The 19032-nt window shown below is 65.4% G+C and carries 13 protein-coding genes and 1 pseudogene; 10 read left to right on the top strand and 4 right to left on the bottom strand.

Annotated elements, in window-relative coordinates:
• The first annotated feature begins 73 nt into the window (after nt 1-73).
• A complete protein-coding gene (gene minD, locus LB516_RS15045; protein WP_015316922.1) occupies nt 74-889 on the top strand; it encodes a septum site-determining protein MinD in 816 nt (271 codons plus the stop codon).
• Nucleotides 886-1158, top strand: coding sequence for a cell division topological specificity factor MinE (gene minE, locus LB516_RS15040; RefSeq protein WP_023774842.1), 273 nt, complete (start codon nt 886-888; stop codon nt 1156-1158). Before minD ends, minE begins: the two co-directional genes overlap by 4 nt.
• Before the next feature lie 85 nt (nt 1159-1243).
• On the opposite strand, the gene LB516_RS15035 is transcribed toward minE, so the two are convergent.
• Complete coding sequence (locus tag LB516_RS15035) at nt 1244-1846, bottom strand: sulfotransferase family protein (RefSeq protein WP_224719851.1); 603 nt, start codon at nt 1844-1846, stop codon at nt 1244-1246.
• A 271-nt stretch (nt 1847-2117) separates the two neighbouring features.
• On the opposite strand from LB516_RS15035, the gene LB516_RS15030 reads away from it, so the two are divergent.
• Nucleotides 2118-3578, top strand: coding sequence for a hypothetical protein (locus tag LB516_RS15030; protein ID WP_224719850.1), 1461 nt, complete (start codon nt 2118-2120; stop codon nt 3576-3578).
• Nucleotides 3579-3653: 75 nt separating this feature from the next.
• On the opposite strand, the gene LB516_RS15025 is transcribed toward LB516_RS15030, so the two are convergent.
• A complete protein-coding gene (locus LB516_RS15025; RefSeq protein WP_224719849.1) occupies nt 3654-4895 on the bottom strand; it encodes an ATP-binding protein in 1242 nt (413 codons plus the stop codon).
• Nucleotides 4892-5620, bottom strand: a complete 729-nt coding sequence (locus LB516_RS15020) for a response regulator (RefSeq protein ID WP_224719848.1) — start codon at nt 5618-5620, stop codon at nt 4892-4894. The genes LB516_RS15025 and LB516_RS15020 overlap by 4 nt, the downstream gene beginning before the upstream one ends.
• Nucleotides 5621-5840: 220 nt before the next feature.
• Here LB516_RS15020 and LB516_RS15015 point away from each other — a divergent pair, with 220 nt between their 5' ends.
• The 7 genes and pseudogenes from LB516_RS15015 (at nt 5841) to LB516_RS14985 (ending at nt 14426) form a co-directional block, all read left to right on the top strand.
• Nucleotides 5841-6542: a hypothetical protein gene (locus LB516_RS15015; RefSeq protein ID WP_224719847.1), complete on the top strand. Its 702-nt coding sequence runs from the start codon at nt 5841-5843 to the stop codon at nt 6540-6542.
• A gap of 103 nt (nt 6543-6645) precedes the next feature.
• Nucleotides 6646-6876 (top strand): hypothetical protein, encoded by a 231-nt coding sequence (locus LB516_RS15010; protein WP_224527071.1) that lies wholly within the window; start codon nt 6646-6648, stop codon nt 6874-6876.
• A gap of 278 nt (nt 6877-7154) precedes the next feature.
• Nucleotides 7155-8429 carry an efflux RND transporter periplasmic adaptor subunit gene (locus LB516_RS15005; RefSeq protein WP_140617987.1) on the top strand — a complete coding sequence of 425 codons (1275 nt, stop codon included), beginning with the start codon at nt 7155-7157 and terminating at the stop codon, nt 8427-8429.
• Nucleotides 8430-8433: 4 nt separating this feature from the next.
• On the top strand, nt 8434-11589 hold the full coding sequence (locus tag LB516_RS15000) for an efflux RND transporter permease subunit (protein WP_224719846.1): 3156 nt from the start codon (nt 8434-8436) through the stop codon (nt 11587-11589).
• 42 nt (nt 11590-11631) lie between these two features.
• A pseudogene (locus LB516_RS14995) lies at nt 11632-11820 on the top strand (RND transporter); the annotation flags it as partial.
• A gap of 230 nt (nt 11821-12050) precedes the next feature.
• The gene (locus LB516_RS14990; protein WP_140792425.1) at nt 12051-13133 is read left to right on the top strand and encodes a sensor histidine kinase; all 1083 of its coding nucleotides are present in this window, start codon (nt 12051-12053) and stop codon (nt 13131-13133) included.
• A gap of 411 nt (nt 13134-13544) precedes the next feature.
• Nucleotides 13545-14426 carry an EamA family transporter gene (locus LB516_RS14985; protein WP_224719845.1) on the top strand — a complete coding sequence of 294 codons (882 nt, stop codon included), beginning with the start codon at nt 13545-13547 and terminating at the stop codon, nt 14424-14426.
• 61 nt (nt 14427-14487) lie between these two features.
• Here the strand turns inward: LB516_RS14985 and LB516_RS14980 are convergent, their stop codons facing one another.
• Nucleotides 14488-18897, bottom strand: coding sequence for an autotransporter outer membrane beta-barrel domain-containing protein (locus tag LB516_RS14980; protein WP_224719844.1), 4410 nt, complete (start codon nt 18895-18897; stop codon nt 14488-14490).
• Nucleotides 18898-19032 lie beyond the last annotated feature (135 nt).

Here is a 19032-nt window from a genome sequence, read left to right as displayed (position 1 = left end):
TGATGGCAGGCTCTGACAACAGCCGTGCGGCGCACGGCACAACAAACGACAACAGGCAACGGAGGCTTTTTCCATGGGCAAGGTAGTGGTCGTCACATCGGGCAAGGGGGGCGTCGGCAAGACCACCTCGACGGCCGCGCTGGGTGCCGCGGTCGCCAAGACCGGCAAGAAGGTGGCGCTGGTCGATTTCGATGTAGGCCTGCGCAATCTCGACCTGATCATGGGCGCCGAGCGGCGCGTCGTGTTCGACCTCGTCAACGTCATCCAGGGTCAGGCCAAGCTGTCGCAGGCACTGATCCGCGACAAGCGCGTCGACACGCTGTTCCTGCTGCCGGCGTCGCAGACGCGCGACAAGGACGCGCTGACCGAGGACGGCGTCGGCGAGGTGATCGACAAGCTGCGCTCGGTCTTCGACTATGTCTTCTGCGACAGCCCGGCCGGCATCGAGCGCGGCGCGCAGCTCGCCATGCGCTTTGCCGACGAGGCCGTCATCGTCACCAATCCGGAAGTGTCGTCGGTGCGCGATTCCGACCGCATCATCGGTCTGCTCGACGCCCGCACCATGCGCGCCGAACAGGGCGAGCAGATCGCCAAGCATGTGCTGGTCACGCGCTATGACGCGGCGCGCGCCGCGCGGGGAGAAATGCTCTCGATCGACGACGTGCTGGAAATCCTGTCGGTGCCGCTGCTCGGCATCATCCCGGAAAGCCAGGATGTGCTGCGCGCCTCCAACCTCGGTTCGCCGGTGACGCTGTCGGAACCGCTCAACAACGCCGCCAAGGCCTATCTCGAAGCGGCACGGCGGCTTGAAGGCGAAGACTTGCCGGTGGTGGTGCCCTTCGAACGCAAGGGTTTCCTCGACCGTCTGCTCGGAAGGAGGGCCGCATGAGCATCCTCGACCTCTTCAAGCGGCGCACCAGCGCGCCGGTGGCGCGCGAGCGGCTGCAGGTGCTGCTCGCCTATGAGCGCCGCAGCCGTGGCCAGCCCGACCTCGTCTCCATTCTGCGGGAGGAGATCATGGCTGTGATCGCCAAGCATGTGCAGATCGACCAGGACTATCTCCAGGTGTCGATGGATCGGGGCGAGACCATGTCGACGCTGGAAATCGACATCCAGATCCCCAACAAGAGCGCCGTGCCGCTGGCCATGGCGGGGTAAAAAACGGTGCGCCTTTTCCTCGCCCCGCTCCACAGGGGGCGAGGAACCCGGATTGCCGGGCCGGCACCGCCGGTTTTCGTCCAGATCAGTTCAGCGAAAATCTCGACCTGAAGCCCGCGGCGCTGTTGCGATTGGGATAGTCCTGATCCGGTATCGCAACGTCCAGATGGGTGCACAGCGGTTCCCAACCGTCGCCAAGAGCGTGGACCAGCAGCCGCTCCCGTGGCACTTCGGCGTACACCGCACGGGCATTGGCCTCGTAGCAGGCAATGGCATGCGCTCGATCGCCGGGCCGGCCGCCGAACACCTGCCTGGCGATCAGGGCGAGGCCCAGCGATTCTTGATCGACGCTTTGCTCAAGTCCCCTCGCGATCGTTTTTTCAAAACTTTCCCACCAGCTTTCGGCCGAGCGGTAGGTCAGGATCACCCTGGCATTCGGATAGAATTCGATCAGTTCGCGCCAGTAGTACGCCGAAGGCCAGTCCAAACAGGAGACATAGCCCGACAGTAGCTGGTTCCAGTCCGGCGCGGCACCTTGGGCCACCGCACGCCACATCCGCTTCTGCTCCTCGTTGCCGATCACTTCATGCATGTGGTGACAGGGGCCGTAGCCGAGAATGGCCAGCGCCTCGCGCATCGAATCCGTGCCCGTTCGGCCAAAGCCGGTTCCGATCACCTTGATCGACATCTCCATCCCCTCCCGTTCGACCTGCAAGCCGTTTGCTGGCAGCATATCAGGCTGCACACCGAATATGCACGAGAAGCGTTGACATCGCCGCGAACGCTACGGTCTGTGCCAGCCCGGGACCCGGCACTGGCTGTCGCGGCGGTGCAAATCCCCAAATGTCTGAAATTTACATTTCCCTAGGGGGGCTTCCCCTGCGGAATAAGCGGATGTAAGGATACATATTAGCAGTTTGTTAAATATCTGGTTTTCTTTGCGTAAGAGGGAGTTCCGTATGAACTTCAAGAGCCTGATCAAGCGTGCTGAAGACGTAGACGACGCACTCCAGGAGTTGCAGGACGATCTGGCGGACGCCCTGGATGCCAGCCTCGACAGCGAATTCGAGGCACCGCCGCAGGGCGACGATATCCCCGATGACGCGTCAACCGTCTCGCCACCCCAAGCCGATGCGGCGCAAGCGGAGGGCGCGAACAATCCCGACGATGCGGGCAACACCGACACCGCCGAAACCACGCCACGACTGACGCCCCATGCCCAGACCCGGCTCGCGGCGTTGAACGCCTTCGAAGGAATGTTCCACGACGCCAGGGATTATCTGGATGAGATCAACGGCAAATTGTCGGAAATCTCGACCTCGCATCATCTGACGCGCGAATTCCTCAACATCCTCCACACCGACATTCTTCGCGCCAATGAGCTGGAGCTCGCAAACGCCGGCCTGATCGCCGAGCAAAGAGCGCTGTCGGAAAAGCTGCACGACACGGCGGCGAAGCTGCGCGAGCGTGACAGCACGTGCGAAGTGCTGCAGCAGCGCGAGACAGACCTGGTCCAGGACCGGGATGCGCTTCGCACAGCGCTCGCGGCGGCAAGGCTCGAGCTCGCCGAGATGGGCAATGCCAGCGCCAAACGCGACGCGGAATTCGGCGACATCGCCAACCGGCTGACCGCCAGGACGGTCGAGGCCAACAGGCGCTTGCGCGAGAGCAAGATGCTGCGGGAAAAACATGTCAGCCTGTCGGTCGAACTCGACAAGGTGCTGAAGCGGGAGAGCCAGGCGCGCCATAGGCTGGACGAGCTTTCGGCAGTCCACGCCAGCGAAGCGGCGCGCCTTGCCGAACTGATGGCGGCGCTCGGCAAGAGCGAGAAAGAGGAGATCCGGCTGCAGAAGGCGCTCGAGGCCACACAGGCGAAGCTGGCGGAAAAGACCGAAACGGCCAGCCTGATGGAAGGCGACTGGGAAGCCGAACGGGCTCGCGGCCAGACGGAGATGCGCGGATTGCGGTCCGAGATCCAAGACCTGGAATCGCGGCTGGAACGGGCCTCGAACGAGAACAGTGCGGCCGCCGCCGAAATCGCCAGGCTCAAGACCGATCTGGACGACGCAGTGGCCGAAAAGAAAATCGCCGATGAAAGATTGTCCGCGCTCACCGACGAGAACGAAGCCGACAAGCTGAGCCTTTCGAAAGCGAACGCCAATCTTTCGCAACTTGCGCTGCAACAGGCATCGGAGGACATACAACGGGATGTCCAGCGGCAGGAATGCGAGGATTTGCGGGCCGAAATCGCGTCGCTCAATGCCCGGATCAAGGAATTGCTGCCCTACGAGCGGCTCCACAAGGCCACCAACGGCAAATCGCGCGAGGGCGAGGTGGTGGAGATCGCTGGCGTGGTGGCCGAGAAAGCCCGTGCAACGGGCAGGCGTCCCATCCGCAGGAATCTGCGCGCCACGTCGTAGCGCGCTTCGCAGACCTCGTTGCTTGGCAGTCCCCGCATTGGGCTGCCTTTCGCGATGTGGACGGGCCTGACCCAATCACACCGCCGCGAACACCACCGTCTGCGCCAGCCCGCCGCCCTGGCGGTTCTCCAGCGTCACGGTGCCGCCGTAGCGCTCGATGATCTCCTTGGCGATGGCGAGGCCGAGGCCGGCGCCTGGAATGGATTGCTGGCGGCCGGGGTCGACGCGGAAGAAGGGCTCGAAGGCCTTGTTGATGAGGTCGGGCGGAATGCCCGGGCCGACGTCCGATATAGAGAGCACGGCGCGCCTGTCGGCGAGGTCGAGCGCGATCGTGCAGGCCCTGCCGTGGGTGACGGCGTTGACGACCAGATTGCGCAGGGCGCGGCGCAGGCCGAGCGCGCCGGCGCGGACCGCAACCCTGTCCAGATGCCCGATCGAGACGGAATGGCCGAGCGTGACCATCTCGGCAGATATGTCGCGCACCATCTTTTCCAGGTCGAGCGGCTCGACGGCATCCTGGTTCACCTCCTCGCGCACCAGGCGGATGGCGCTGTCGGCGATGCGGTCGAGCTCGTCGAGGTCGTGCAGCCACTTGTCGCGCTCCTCGTCGAGGAATTCGGCGCGCAGCCGCATGCGCGTCATCGGCGTGCGCAGATCGTGGCCGGCGGCGGCCACCAGCCGCATGCGGCTTTCCATGGCGGTCTTCAGCCTGGACGAGAGCTGGTTCAGTGCGTGCGCCGTGGCCTTGACCTCGGCCGAGCCTACCTCCGGCACTGGCGCCAGCACGCCGTCGCTGCCGATCTTGGAGACGGTGGCCTCCAGCATTTCGAGCGGCCGGATCAGCACCGAGGTGAAATAGACGGAGACTGCGGTGGCGCCGGCCACGATCAGCGAGATCCAGCCGGCCAGAACCAGCCATTCGCGCCTGGGCGGGTCGATATGTGCTATTTCGAGGATCGCCCACCGGCTGTCGGGCAGGCGCATCGAGGCACGTTGGCTGGGTTCACCCGGTTTGTCGCTGACGATGGCCAGCACGTCGAAGCCGCGGCGGCGCAGCAGATCATTGAGCATCGCCGTCTCCTGCCGGTCCACCTTGCCATCCGCCGGCCGGTCGCTGAATTGCACCCGCAGCACATCGGGTATGGGCCCCGGCAGCAGCCGCACCACGAGTTCCATCTGCTGGGCAACCCATGGCACGACGAGTTCCGGCGGCGGCCCGCCGCCGCGCACGCTGAGGACCGCCGCCGTCGCCAGGCCGACGACACCGACGATGGAGGCGACCAGCAAAAGGATGAGGCGGCGGCGCAGCGAGTTCACGCCTGCGCCTCCACCGTCTCGACGCGCGCGGTCAGCTGGTAGCCGCCATTGCGCACCGTCTTGAACAGCGGCCCGTCGCCGGTGTCGGTGAATTTGCGGCGCAGCCGGCTCATCAGCACGTCGACCGAGCGTTCGAGCGGGTCGCGTTCGCGGCCTTGTGTGAGATCAAGCAGCTGGTCGCGCGACAGCAGCCGGCCGGGGCGGTCGAGGAACACCTGCAACAGGTCGAATTCGGCGCCGGTGAGATCGACGGCCGCGCCCTGCGCATCCGTCACCTTGCGGGTGTCCGGCTCCAGCCTGTAGCTGGCGAAGCGGTAGGCGCGGGGCGGAGGCGCGGGCGCCGCTTCTTCCGGCGTCGAGCGCCTGAGCACGGCGCGGATGCGGGCGGTGAGCTCGCGGGGGTTGAACGGCTTGCCGAGATAGTCGTCGGCGCCGAGTTCCAGCCCGATGATGCGGTCGACATCCTCCTTCAGCGCCGTCAGCAGGATGACGGGAATATGCGGCTTGCGATCGCGCAAGCCCCGGCAGATGTCGAGCCCCGAACCATCCGGCAGCATGACGTCGAGCACGGCCAGGTCGAACTGGCCAGCGGCCAGCTTCTGCTCGCATTCGCGCCTGTCGGCCGCTACCGAGACGCGAAAACCCTGGCCGTCGAGATAGCGCCCGAGCAGCGTGCGGATTTCGCGATCGTCGTCGACGACGAGGATGTGGGGTTGTGACTGCATTATCGTGCCCTTGCCCATGATCCCGGGCTTGTCCTGATTATAGGGAGCGCGCGTGCAAGCGGCATCGAAAATTGCAACCCAATGTTTCTGGCCGGGGGATGGCAACATTCGGAAACAAATTGCCCTTTTGCGGAAACCTTCGGCAACATGCCGACGCGAAACAGACAAACACGCTTCCTATCCTCCTGACGTCCAAAGCATGGATGAAAGGAATACCGTCATGCGAAGCAGACTTCTTGCGCTCGGCCTGTTTTCCGCCGCCGTCATCCACCCCGCGCTGGCGGCGCAGCCCGACCCGGGCGCGGCGCCAGGCGAGCCGCCGCCTGCCATGGCAATGCAGGATGGAACGGATCATGGCTCGATGCCGCATCCTCCGCAAGGATGGGGTCCGCGAGGTTTTGGCCCGCACAGTTTCGGCCCGCAAGGCTTCGGCCCCCGCCGCGTGGGGCCGCCGCCGGAATTCATGCTGGCCGCCCGGCTCGCCGCGCTCGAAACACGCGTCGGCATCCGCAGCGAACAGCTCGACGCCTGGCGCGACTACACCAGCGCGCTGCAGGCGGTGCTTTCGCCACCGCGGCCGGATCGTGGTCCGGGCGGCACTGGCCGGCCTGGAGGGCCGGATGGCGGGCCGCAGGCGAGAGGCCCCGATGCAGGGCCGGCCGGCAAGCCCGATCCGTTCGCCTTCCAGGAAAGGCTGGCAGACGACGTCACGGCGCGTGCGGCTTCGGCCGCCAAGCTGAAGGACGCGATCGCCGAGCTGCGCGCCAAGCTCACGCCTGAACAGCTCGAAATCCTCGTTTCGGCGGAACGCCCCCATGGACCACCCCCCGGTCCATGGGGCGGCCCGCCGAATGACGCAGTCGGTCCGGCAGGCCCGCCCAATGATGGCCCGATGCCGCCGCCCCAGCCCGGGAACGGCTGACAACCGACCGGCTGCGCCGGCCGGCCCCGGTACCCAACCGGTTCCCGGGCCGGCCGGGTTTCCTTCTCCGGGATGGCGGATCGCGCCTTCCCGGATTCACCCCATGCAACAAGGCACGACAATGTGGGAAGCCCTGATGCTGCTGCGGCTGATCGCATCGGCCAGCCCGAAATATTCGTTCGGCCGGCGCATCGATCATGCCGCAACGCCGCCGGCCTTGCCGGTCGACACGCTGCAAGGCGCGATCCGGCTGGAATTCGCCGCCTGGCGCCTGTCGCTGCCGATCTCGCGGCACGCCGATGGCCACGGAAATCATGACCGCAAGATCGCGTGAGACCTGGCAAGGCGCTTGGCATGTCGGTGCTGATCGGCATAATGGCGCGGAGGGCATCGCGGCCAGCCATCCGATCCTCGGGTGCGCTCCAGCCAGGAAGAAGGAGCGCGACATGAGCCGCTTCGAAGCACTGCTCGACGCCGCCCGCAAGTGGGCGCGACCCCTCGTCACGACATCGTCCGTCTCAAGCCTCACCTGCGACCGCCGGCGTTCGCCCTCGCTTTGTATTGGCCAACGCCCAGGCGGTCACCGCACCTCCAGCGAAAGATCATTCAGCCATGTCCATGCAGTCTAGGCAGTCCTCCCCGCCAGTTCGCCGGTTCGCGTCCTGGACGGCGCTTGCCGCGGCTCTTCTCCTGGCGGCCTGCTCACAGGAGGGCGGCAAGGCTCCCGCAGGCATGGGCGGCGTCGGCAAACCGGAAGTCGGCGTCGTCACGCTGCATCCGCAATCGGTGGCGATCACAGCCGAACTGTCGGGGCGCACGGCGGCCTCGCTGATCGCCGAGGTGCGTCCACAAGTGAACGGCATCATCCAGCAACGACTGTTCAAGGAAGGCAGCGAGGTGGCGGCGGGACAGCCGCTCTACCTCATCGACCCGGCGAGCTACAAGGCGGCTTATGACAGCGCGGTCGCGGCGCAGCAGAAGGCGGCGGCGGCGGTGCCTACCGCGCAGGCCAAGTTCGACAGATACGCCGGCCTGTTGAAGCAGAACGTTGTTTCCAAACAGGATTATGATGACGCCGCCGCCACGCTTGCGCAGGCGCAGGCGGATGTGGCTTCCGCCAAGGCGAGCGCCGAAACCGCGCGCATCAGCCTCGACCGCACCTCGATCACCGCGCCGATCGCCGGCCGCATCGACAAGTCCACGCTGACACCGGGCGCGCTGGTGACCGCCAACCAGGAGACGGTGCTGACCACGATCCGTTCGCTCGACCCGATCAATGTCGACGTCACGCAGTCGAGCACCAATTTGCTCAACCTGCGCCAGGCGATCTCGGAAGGGCGGCTGAAGTTCAGCGGCCCCAATGTCAGCGTCAAGCTGAAGCTCGAGAACGGCACCATCTACGCGCAGACCGGCAAGCTGGAATTCGCCGGCGCCAATGTCGACCAGACCACCGGCACGTTCGCGCTCAGGGCCGAGTTCCCCAACCCCGACCGCCTGCTTCTGCCGGGCATGTATGTGCGGGCGCTGGTCGAGGAGGGCGTTGCCCAGAACAGTTTTCTCGTGCCGCAGCGCGCCGTCACCCGCAACACGAAGGGTGAGGCGACGGCCATGGTCATCAATGCGCAGGGCAAGGTCGAGACGCGCGTGCTCGCCGTGCGCAACACCGTCGGCAACAGCTGGCTGGTCGACAGCGGCGTGGGCGATGGTGACCGTGTCATCGTCGAGGGCCTGCAGCTCGTGCGCCCCGGCGGCGATGCGACCGGCGTCGAAGTGACGATTGACGAGGCGACCGGTGAGATCAAGGATCGCGGCCAGACCTCCGCCTTGCCGGCCCCATCCAAGGTGGCCAGCACCGGCCGGCAACCCGCCGCGTCGACCGGGAACTGAGACGATGTCAGCATTTTTCATCAACCGGCCGATCTTCGCCTGGGTGATCGCCATCGTGATCATGCTGGGCGGTCTGCTCGCACTCACCACGCTGCCGATCTCGCAATATCCGCAGATCGCGCCGACCACGGTCAATATCAGCGCCACCTATCCGGGCGCGGACGCCCAGACGGTCGAGAACTCGGTGACCAAGGTCATCGAGCAAGGCATGACCGGCATCGACAACCTCGATTACATGACGGCGACGTCGACCTCGACCGGTTCTGCGTCGATCACGCTGACCTTCACCAGTTCGGCCGACCCCGACACCGCCCAGGTGCAGACGCAGAACAAGCTGCAGCTGGTGCAGTCGCAACTGCCGCAGGTAGTGCAGAGCAACGGCATCACCGTCTCCAAATCCTCGACCGGCTTCCTGATGGTCATCGGCTTCGTCTCCAGCGACGGCAAGATGAACTCGACCGACCTCGCCGACTATGTCGACGCCACCGTCAACGACACGCTGAAGCGCGTCGAAGGCGTGGGCTCGACGCAGCTCTTCGGCTCGGGCTATGCGATGCGGATCTGGCTCGACCCCGACAAGCTGGCCAAATACGCGCTGATGCCAAGCGACGTGGCGAGCGCCATCGAGGCGCAGAACACGCAGGTTTCGGCCGGCCAGCTCGGCGGTCTGCCGGCGCGCAAGGGCCAGCAGCTCAACGCCACGGTGACCGCCAAGAGCCGGCTGCAAACCGCCGAACAGTTCCGCAATATCATCCTGAAGAGCCAGACGGACGGCTCGCTGGTCCGCCTCAACGACGTCGCCACCGTCGAACTCGGCGCCGAAAGCTATACGACGCAAGCCAACTACAACGGCAAGCCGGCGGCGGGCGTCGCCGTCAACCTGGCGACCGGTGCCAACGCGATCAGCACCGCCGAAGCGGTGCGCTCGACGATAAACCGGCTGAGCTCGACCTTCCCGCAAGGCGTCGAGGTCGTCTATCCCTACGACACCTCGCCCTTCGTGCGGCTGTCGATCGAGGAGGTGGTCAAGACGCTAGCCGAGGCGATCGTGCTGGTGTTCCTGGTGATGTTCATCTTCCTGCAGAACTTGCGGGCGACGATCATCCCGACCATCGCGGTGCCGGTGGTGCTGCTGGGCACGTTCGGCGTGCTGTCGCTGTTCGGTTATTCGGTCAACACGCTGACCATGTTCGCCATGGTGCTGGCCATCGGCCTGCTCGTCGACGACGCCATCGTCGTGGTCGAGAATGTCGAACGCGTCATGCAGGAGGAAGATCTGTCGCCGAAGGAGGCGACGCGAAAATCGATGAACGAGATCACCGGCGCGCTGGTCGGCATCGCCACCGTGCTGTCGGCGGTGTTCGTGCCGATGGCCTTCTTCGGCGGCTCGACCGGCATCATCTACCGGCAGTTCTCGGTGACCATCGTCTCGGCCATGGTGCTGTCCGTGTTGGTGGCGCTGGTGCTGACGCCGGCATTGTGCGCCACGATCCTGCGGCGGCCGAAGGACCATGCCGCGCAGACCGGTCCGTTCGGCTGGTTCAACAGGATGTTCGATCGCGGCACGACGGCCTATCGCGACGGCTCGCACGGCATCATCAACCGGTCGTGGCGATTTCTTGCCATCTTCCTCGCCATCGTCGTCGCCATGGGCTGGATGTTTGCGCGGTTGCCGAGCTCGTTCCTGCCGGAAGAAGACCAGGGCATCCTGATCACCAGCGTGCAATTGCCGGTCGGCGCCACGCAGGACCGCACGGAGCGCGTGCTGAAGCAAGTCACCGACCACTATCTCAACGACGAAAAGGACGCCGTCGACGGGGTCTTCACCGCGTCGGGCTTCGGCTTCGGCGGAGCCGGGCAGAATGTCGGCATCGGCTTCGTGCGGCTGAAGGATTTCGCCCAGCGCAAGTCATCCGCAATGGCCGCGCAGGCGATCGCCGGCCGCGCCATGGGCGCGTTCTCCAAGATCAGGGATGCGCAGGTCTTCGCGCTGGCGCCCCCGGCCATCCAGGGTTTCGGCAACACCAACGGCTTCGATTTCTACCTGCAGGACGTCAACGGCGCCGGCCATGACGCGCTGATCCAGACGCGCAACCAGCTTCTGGCCTTGGCTGGGCAGAGCAAGGTGCTCGCAAACACGCGTCCCAACGGCCAGGAGGACCAGCCGCAATTCTCGGTCGACATCGACCAGGAGAAGGCGAGCGCGCTGGGCGTCAGCCTTGCCGACATCAACAACACGTTGTCCAGCGCCTGGGGCAGCGATTACGTCAACGACTTCATCGATCGCGGACGGGTGAAGCCGGTCTACATGCAATCGGACGCGAATTTCCGCATGCAGCCGGAGGATCTCGACAAATGGCAGGTTCGCAATTCAAGCGGCGCCATGGTGCCGTTCTCGGCCTTTGCCTCCAGCCACTGGACATTCGGTTCGCCCCGGCTCGAACGCTATAATGGTTCGGCCGCGGTCGAGATCCAGGGCGCGGCGGCAGCGGGCGTGAGCTCGGGTGCGGCGATGGACGAGATCGACAAACTCGTCGCGCAACTGCCGGCCGGCTATTCGCATGAATGGACCGGGCTGTCGCATCAGGAGCGGCTTTCGGGCAACCAGGCGATGTCGCTCTATGCGATCTCGGCCTTGGTCGTGTTCCTGTGCCTGGCCGCGCTCTATGAGAGCTGGTCGATCCCGTTCGCGGTGATGCTGTCGGTACCGATCGGCATCTTCGGCGCGCTGCTGGCGGCAAGCCTGTTCGGCCAGACCAACGACGTCTATTTCAAGGTCGGCCTGCTGACCACGATCGGCCTCGCCGCCAAGAACGCCATCCTGATCGTCGAGTTCGCCATTGAACGGCAGGCGGCCGGCATGGGGCTGGTGGAGGCAACGCTCGAGGCGGCGCGACAGCGGTTGCGGCCGATCCTGATGACGTCGCTGGCCTTCATCCTCGGCGTCACGCCGCTTGCGATCGCCAGCGGCGCCGGCTCGGGCGCGCAGAACTCCGTCGGCATCGGCGTGATGGGCGGCATGATCGCCGCGACCGTGATCGGTGTGTTCCTGGTGCCGCTGCTGTTCGTCACGGTGCGGCGCATCTTCAAGGGCAGGGTGGCCAAACCAGATCCCGGGCAGGATAAGGGCGAAACGCCGGTGACGGCCAACCAGCAGTAAGGGTTCTTGCATGAGAGGTTTTGAACGTGGCTCGGTGGCCGCGACGCCCAGCGCTCGCTCTACTCGGTCGAGGATTCGCTGTTGCAGAGCCGCGTCCTTCTGGCGACCGACTACATCGCCCTCAACAAGGCGCTCTGCGGCGGCTGGGACGGCGCGGTCGACAGCGCCAGGCCCGAGATCGTCGACGGCAAGACCGGTCCGCGGCTGGCGAAGGTGGCCGGCCAGAGTTGACCGGTTCGGGTTCCTGCAGGGTTCCAGGCTGGGGAAGGCTTGCAATGCGATGCCATCATCAAGCTGAATTATCTTGGCGACGGCCTGGATTTCACCATGGCGCTGCCGTTGCGCGGGACCAGGCCGGCGCGGGCCTAGTCCTGATGCCGGTGAAAGTGGCACTTTTGGCGATAGCTCGCGCATCGCTTCGCTGATATTGGTGGCGTCCAGAAAATTCCTGGATGCAAGAGATGACATCGAATTCAGATAAGGCGGAAACGGTCGAGCAGTTGCTGGAAACGCCCGACCTTGCCAGCGCGCTGGAAAGCGAACAGTTCAAGAAGTTCCTCGACCAGGTGCCGATTGCCATCGCCGTTTCGGACCTCGGCGGGCAGGAACGTGTCGTCTATGCCAATCCGGAGTTCGAGAAACTGTCGGGCTTGAAGGCGGCCAGCCTCGCCCAGAAGCATTGGGCGGCACTTTCCGGCATTGGCCTGCACCAGCAGAAGGACAGCGCGCTGTCCGATGCGGTGGTCGACGGGACCGATTTCGTCGGCACGTTCCGGCTCGAGCGGGCCGAGGACAAGCCTGCGATCGTCGACGTCTATTCCAACGTCATCGAGGATGACAACGGCAAGGCCTGCTTCCGGCTGGTGGCACTGGTCGACGTCTCGGCCCATGGCGAGACCGAAGATGCGCGCTCGATCGAGGAGCGCGTCCGCGAGAAAGACACGCTGCTGCGGGAATTGCAGCACCGGGTGAAGAACAATCTGCAGATGATCACCGCCCTGATCCGCCTCGAAACGCGCAATGCGACCGAGCCGGACCGGAAACGCTTCGAAAGACTGGCCGGCCGCGTCGACGCCTTGGCCATCCTCTATCAAACGCTATCGGGCGAGGAGCACAAGGAGGAGGTCGATCTCGGCGTCTATCTGAGCCAGATCGCGTCAGCCGTGATGAGTTCGCATGCTGTCGAGGGCATTCGCCTCGACATGAAGGTGGACACCTACCCGGTTTCGATCAACGTTGCCATGCCCACCGGCCTGGTGGTCAACGAATTGCTGACCAACGCGCTCAAGCATGCATTTCGCGGGCGTGACAGCGGGACGATCACGCTGCACAGCGTCGTGAACGGGGATGGCTGCCGCGTCGTCGTCGCCGATGACGGGATCGGGTTGCCGGAAGGCGAGAGCTGGCCCAAGCAAGGCAAGCTCGGCGCGCTCATCGCACAATCGCTGACAGAGAACGCCAAGGCTGAGTTCGACGTGACTTCCAGCGCCGACGAAGGCACCCGGGTCACGATCGTGTTCAAGCGCTCCGCCGCCGCGGCCTAGGGCAATTCCAGGAAACCAACTGGTTAGGGCGGGTTCGGCGTTCTGCCAAATCCAGTCTGGAGCGGCGATCCTGCGCATGCTGCGCGACGACGGTCCGCAGTCGTGCCGAACTGAAGCGGCGCACGGCGCTTTCGCCCACCACGCTGACCGACTACGGCGCATCTGCTCAGGGCAGGGACCGTCGTCGAACTCAACCAGGCCGCCGCCAGCGACGCGTCCGTGGGCCGGCGGCCATCGGTGTCGCGCCGGTGCCCGATGCCCTGTCGGTGGCGGAATCGCCTTACGGCATCGACCGTTTCTGGCCGTGCCCCCATCGAGGCATCCGCGCTGTCTCACGACAGCCGGGCCGGTTCATCCTATTGCATGCTGCCGGGCAGGTTTTCGCCTCGCGGCATGGAGGATGAAGCACAAGTGACATCAATGCCGGTTGCCAGCCGCGAAGCCGCACCCTTGCCGGTCGCGGCGCTGATGGGGGCCATGGTGTCGATCCAGATCGGCGCCACCTTCGCCAAGACGCTGTTTCCGGTGATCGGCGCGCAAGGCACGACGGCGCTCAGGCTGGTCATCGGCGCGCTGATGCTGATCGCGGTGCTGCGGCCTTGGCAGGTACGGCCCTCGCGCGCCACCATGCCGTGGCTCGTCGCCTATGGGGTGACGCTGTGCGCGCTCAACCTTCTGTTCTACGCGGCACTTGCCAGGATCCCGCTCGGCGTCGCGGTGGCGCTGGAGTTTTCCGGTCCGCTGCTGGTGGCGACACTGACCTCTCGGCGGGCCAGCGACTTTGCCTGGATCGCACTTGCGGTCGCCGGCATCGTGCTGTTGTCGCCCTTCATCCACTCGCTAAAGCCGCTCGACCCGATCGGCGTGATGCTGGCGCTGGCGGCCGGCGGGTTCTGGGCGCTCTATATCGTTCTGGCGCAGAAGGCGGGCGCGGAACTCGGCACCCGCACCACCGCCTATGGCATGGCGATCGCCGCTGTGCTGGTGCTGCCCTTTGGCATTGCCGAGGCGGGAAGCGGCCTGCTCGCGCCGTCGATCCTGGTCAGCGCGCTGCTCGTCGGCCTGTTCTCGAGCGCGCTGCCGTTCTTCCTGGAGATGGTGGCGCTGACCCGCATGCCGGCGCGCATCTATGGCACGCTGACCTGCCTCGAGCCGGGGCTCGGCGCGCTGGCCGGGTTCCTGTTCCTGCGGGAAAGCCTGACCACGCCGCAATTGGCCGGCATCGCCGCCGTGATCGTGGCCGCCGCCGGCACCGCGCTGACCTCGAAGCCGCCGGTGCCGTCGCCGGAGTAGGGGGCGGACGCCAGGACCGCCCGGCGACGTCAATTTGGCGCGAGCCGGCGGCCTGTTGTCGTCAGAACTTGACACTGAGGTTTGCCTTGGCGCCGTTGTCGAAGGCGCCACCACCGAACTGCCCGGAATAGGACAGGCCGAGCGTGGCATTGGGCGACACTTTCATGTCGATGCCGGCTTCGACTACCGCCGCGTCCCTGGCGATCGGCACGCCGGCGATGGTGAAGGCGTCGCCGCCGGTGAAGGCGAAACTCGAGTTTGGCGTGACGTCGCCGAAAGCGTGGCGCCAGCCGAGCATGCCGCGCGCGGTGGCATTGACGCCGCCAAGCGCAAAATCGGTCGAGCCGCGCAGGCCGAGCGTGGTGAAGGTGGCGTTGCTGCTCGTGCTGGGGCTGGTCAAGGCCGCCGCACCGCCGGTTTCGCTGAAGCCGTCAGTGTGCAGGCTGACATAGGCGAGGTTGGCGAAGGGTTCGAACTTGAAGCCCCCGCCGGTCTCGGCCTTGTAAGCGAGTTCGCCGAACATCTGCGCGGTGCCCGCATCGTAGTCGGCCGAGAGCTTATCGGCAAAACCGGTGAAAGCGACGGAGCGCTTGGTCGAGAGGCTGCTCCAGCTGTAGGCCGCACCGGTGCGGAAGGCGATGACGCCCCAATTGGTGCCGCCATAGAGGCCGAGATGGTAGCCGTCGCTCTTGCCGGAGGAATTGCGACCGTCGGCGTCGAAGGAGGAATGGCTGTAGCCGCCGAGAACACCGACGCGCCAGCCGCCGACCAAAGCGTCGGCGCCGGCCAGTAGGCCGCCGGTCGAGCGGTCGAAGGCGGCGGCGTTGCCGTCGCTGTCGCTACTGCCCCAGGAACCGAACGCCTGGCCCCAGACGGCGAAGCGGTCGGTATCGGCGGCGACCATTTCCGGGCCGCCCTCGCCATAGGCCATGACCGGAAGCGCCGCCGCGCCGGCATCACCGAAGGCGGCAGCGATGCGGCTGTTGGCGGCGTCGCGGATGAAGCCGGAGTCCTCGATCAGCAGCCCCTTGGCCGAGGCGTGGATTTCGCCGGAAAGCTGGTCGAAGGCGTCCTGGGCGGCTGCCTCGCTCGGCAAGGCAAAGATGGCATCGAAGAGCGGATTGCCGGCGCCAAGGCTTTCGGCGCCGCCGCCGGTGGCGATCTGGTTAGGCGTCAGGCCTACACTGGCAAAGCTTGCCTTGGCCAGGTTGAGATAGACATTGTTCGCGTCATAGGTGAGCGTCGGCGCAATGAAGATCGAGCCGCTTTCGAGACTGGCCTTGTCGAAGGTGCCGGTGACACCGCCTGCCGCCGTGACGATCGTATAGGTCGTGCCGGTCGCATAATCCGGATAGGGGATAACGTCGACCGTGCCGCCGCCGATCGTCACGGTACCGGTGGCGCTGATCCGATCGGATGTGCCGCCGCTTTCGACTTCAACTGCATAAGTCGAACCGGCCGAGAAGGCTGTGTTGCTGACATTGATCGTGCCGATCGAATTGCCCGGTGCAAAGGTGCCGCCCGAAGCAATGGTCACGTTGCCTACCGTGCCCGACCCGCCAAGCAGGCCGCCGGTGACATTGATCGCGCCGCCGAGCAAGCCGTTGACATAGAGGCCGCCGCCGAGAACGTTCGCCGTCCCGGTGAAGCCGGAGGAATTACCGGTCAACTTAGTGTTGCCGGCGATCTGGTTGATCGTCCCCAGTCCGCTGATCGCCGAAGCGAAGCCATTGTTCGCGCTGGTATGATTGAAATTGAGCGTGCCGGTGCCGGCGCCGAACTGCAATGTGGTCGAATCGAGGACGCCGGCGCCCGCCGCCGCGGAGCCCGCCGCGCCGCCGATGTTAAGCGCGCCGACAGAGCCGGCCTGCCTGGCGATCACGGTAGAGCCGTCCACCAGAGCGGTGCCGCCGTTGGAGAGCGTCACCGAAGCAGTGCCGCCGAACCCGATATCCAGGTCGCCGTGCATCTCCCACAGTGAGGCCGGGCCATCAACGGTTGCCTGGCCGGTCGCACCGGCGGCGAACGCCATGTAGGTGCCGCCGCCGGATGCGACGCCGCCATTGGTGACGGCAAGAGTGCCGATTCCCAGACCGCCAAGGTACATGCCGTTCTTGTTGGTCCATTTCGAGCCCACGCCGTCGACGGTAACCGCACCGTTGGCTGTCGCCGCCTGGCCGACAAAGACGGAATCTGCATCCGCTGAACCGCCGCTGGAGATGGAAAGTGCCGCGTGACCGACGCTTCCCAGGATAAGATTGTCATCGGTGCTCCAGGAGGATCCCGCCCCGTCCACCGTCACGGTGGCGGTTGCGGTTTCAAACACTGCGAGGAGCGCGGCCTGGTTGAGGACATGGCCGCCATCTGCCACCTGGAGCGTGCCGGCGCCCTTGAAACCGAGGAACAGGTCGCCGGTATTCGTCCAGCTCGAACCCGGTCCATCGACCGTGACGGTGCCCATGGACCCGACGTCGTAGCCCGCAGAGCCAGTCTGGTTGCTAACGGCGCCGCCATTGGTGATGTCGAGCGTGCCGGTTCCTGATTGGCCGACAATGAGTTCGCCCGTATTCGCCCAGGTCGAGCCGGTGCCGTCCACCGTCGCCGTCCCGGTCGAGCCCGCGGCATATCCGAGATAGCCAGCAAGGTTGCTCACGCCGCCACCGTTCGTGACAACTAGCGTGCCCGTGCCCGCAACCCCAACCTTGAGGTTTCCGCTGTTGGTCCAGGTCGAGCCTGCACCGTCGACCATTGCCGTGCCCGTCGAGGCCGCCTCGAAGCCAAGGTAGCCCATGGCATTGCTGACTGCGCCACCGTTCAGGATTTTCAGCGTGCCAGTGCCTCCATCGCCGACATAGAAGTCGGAACTGCTTGTCCAGGTCGAGCCCGCACCGGTGATAGTGGCAAACCCCGTCGAGCCCGCCATGGTGCCCACAGCGCCTACAGTGTCGCTGACCGCGCCGCCGTTCGAGATCGTCAGCGTGCCCGTGCTGAGACCCCCGAGGTAGAGATTCCCGCTATTTGTCCACTTTGATCCCGCGCCGTCGACGAACACTTCGCCAGCCGAGCCCGCCGAGTTGCCGACAAAGCCCCAGGCGTTGGTGACGGCGCCGCCATTGCTTATCGCCAAAGTGCCGGCGCCGAAATCGCCAATACTCAGGTTTCCGCTGTTGGTCCAGGTCGAGCCGGCGCCGTCGACGAACGCCATGCCGATGGAGCCCGTCTTCGCGCCGACAGCGGCCCAGGTGTTGCTGACCACGCCGCCGTGAGTGATCCCCAGTGCGCCGTTACCCAAATTGCCCACAATCAGGTTGGAGCTGTTTGTCCAGATCGAGCCGGCGCCATCGACGAACGCGATGCCGGTCGAGCCCGTCTGCCCGCCGATCATACCGATGGTGTTGCTGACCGCGCCGCCATTCGAGACCGTCAGCATACCCTGGCCCTGGAAGCCGATGAAGAGGTCCGAAGTGTTGGTCCAGGCCGAGCCGACGCCGTCGACCGCCACCAGGCCCTTGGAGCCCGCGGCATAGCCGGCATAGCCCACCGAACTGGTGACCGCGCCGCCATTCGTGACCGTCAGCGCGCCGAAGCCCGCGTTCCCAACCGCAAGGGCCGCGTTCGCCCAGGTCGAGCCAGCACCGTCGACAGTTGCCGTGCCACTGGAGCCCGCCAGGTTGCCCAGGATACCGCTCAGATTGCTGACCTTGCCGCCGTTCGAGATTTTCAGCGCACCGGTGCCCTGATCGCCGACGTATAGGTGGGAGGAGTTTGTCCAGGTCGAACCCGCTCCGTCGACCGTCACCGTGCCGGTGGAGCCTACATGCCAACCGATGGTGCCCATGGCATTGCTGACCACGCCGCCATTGGTGATGTCCAGCGTGCCTGTGCCAAATTCGGCGATATAAAGATCTCCGCTGTTGGTCCATGTCGAGCCCGGGCCGTCCACCGTTACGGTGCCGGTGCCCGGGCCGTAGCCGACATGACCCACTTTGTCGCTCACAGCGCCGCCGCTGGAGATCGTCAAGGTGCCGTTGCTGTTCGTACCCAAGGCAAGGAAAAGGTCCGAACTGTTGCTCCAGACGGAGCCTGCTCCAGTGACGCTCACGGTGCCGCTCGCGTCCGAAGCGTAGCCGAGATAGCCGGCAGTGTCGGAGAGGGTGCCGCCATTGGTGATCGTCAGCGAGCCCGAGTAACTCGAAATGGTGCCGACAAACAGATAATGAGCGGCCGCATTCGCCGCATTGACCACGGTCGGGTGCGGGAACACCGGATCGAGCATGACATCGTCGCTCGATGTCGGAACAGCGGCGGGGTTCCAGTTTCCGGCGGTAAACCAATCCGTGGAGGCGGCGCCGGTCCAGATCTCGGCTGCCGATGCGGGGATCGGCAGGCCAAGGCAGACCAGTGCCGTCGACGCCAGCGCCAGGTTTTTCAATGCGTTGGCCTTGCGGCCTCCAAATGCATTCCGCGGCATTCGATCCCCTGACATGACGTTTCACCCTGAGGCTGACATGTCATTGGAGCCCGGCCTTGTCTTGGGCAGGGCCGCACCGGAATTGGACTGGAGTGAAAAGCAGCGTGTTTTGCGCGCATTGTGGCAGTTCGGCGT

It is taken from the genome of Mesorhizobium sp. CO1-1-7, assembly GCF_020164885.1.
GTDB classification, from domain to species: Bacteria; Pseudomonadota; Alphaproteobacteria; order Rhizobiales; family Rhizobiaceae; genus Mesorhizobium; species Mesorhizobium australicum.
The sequence above is the reverse complement of the archived record's forward strand: the minus strand, read 5'-3'. Positions and strand labels throughout refer to the sequence as shown.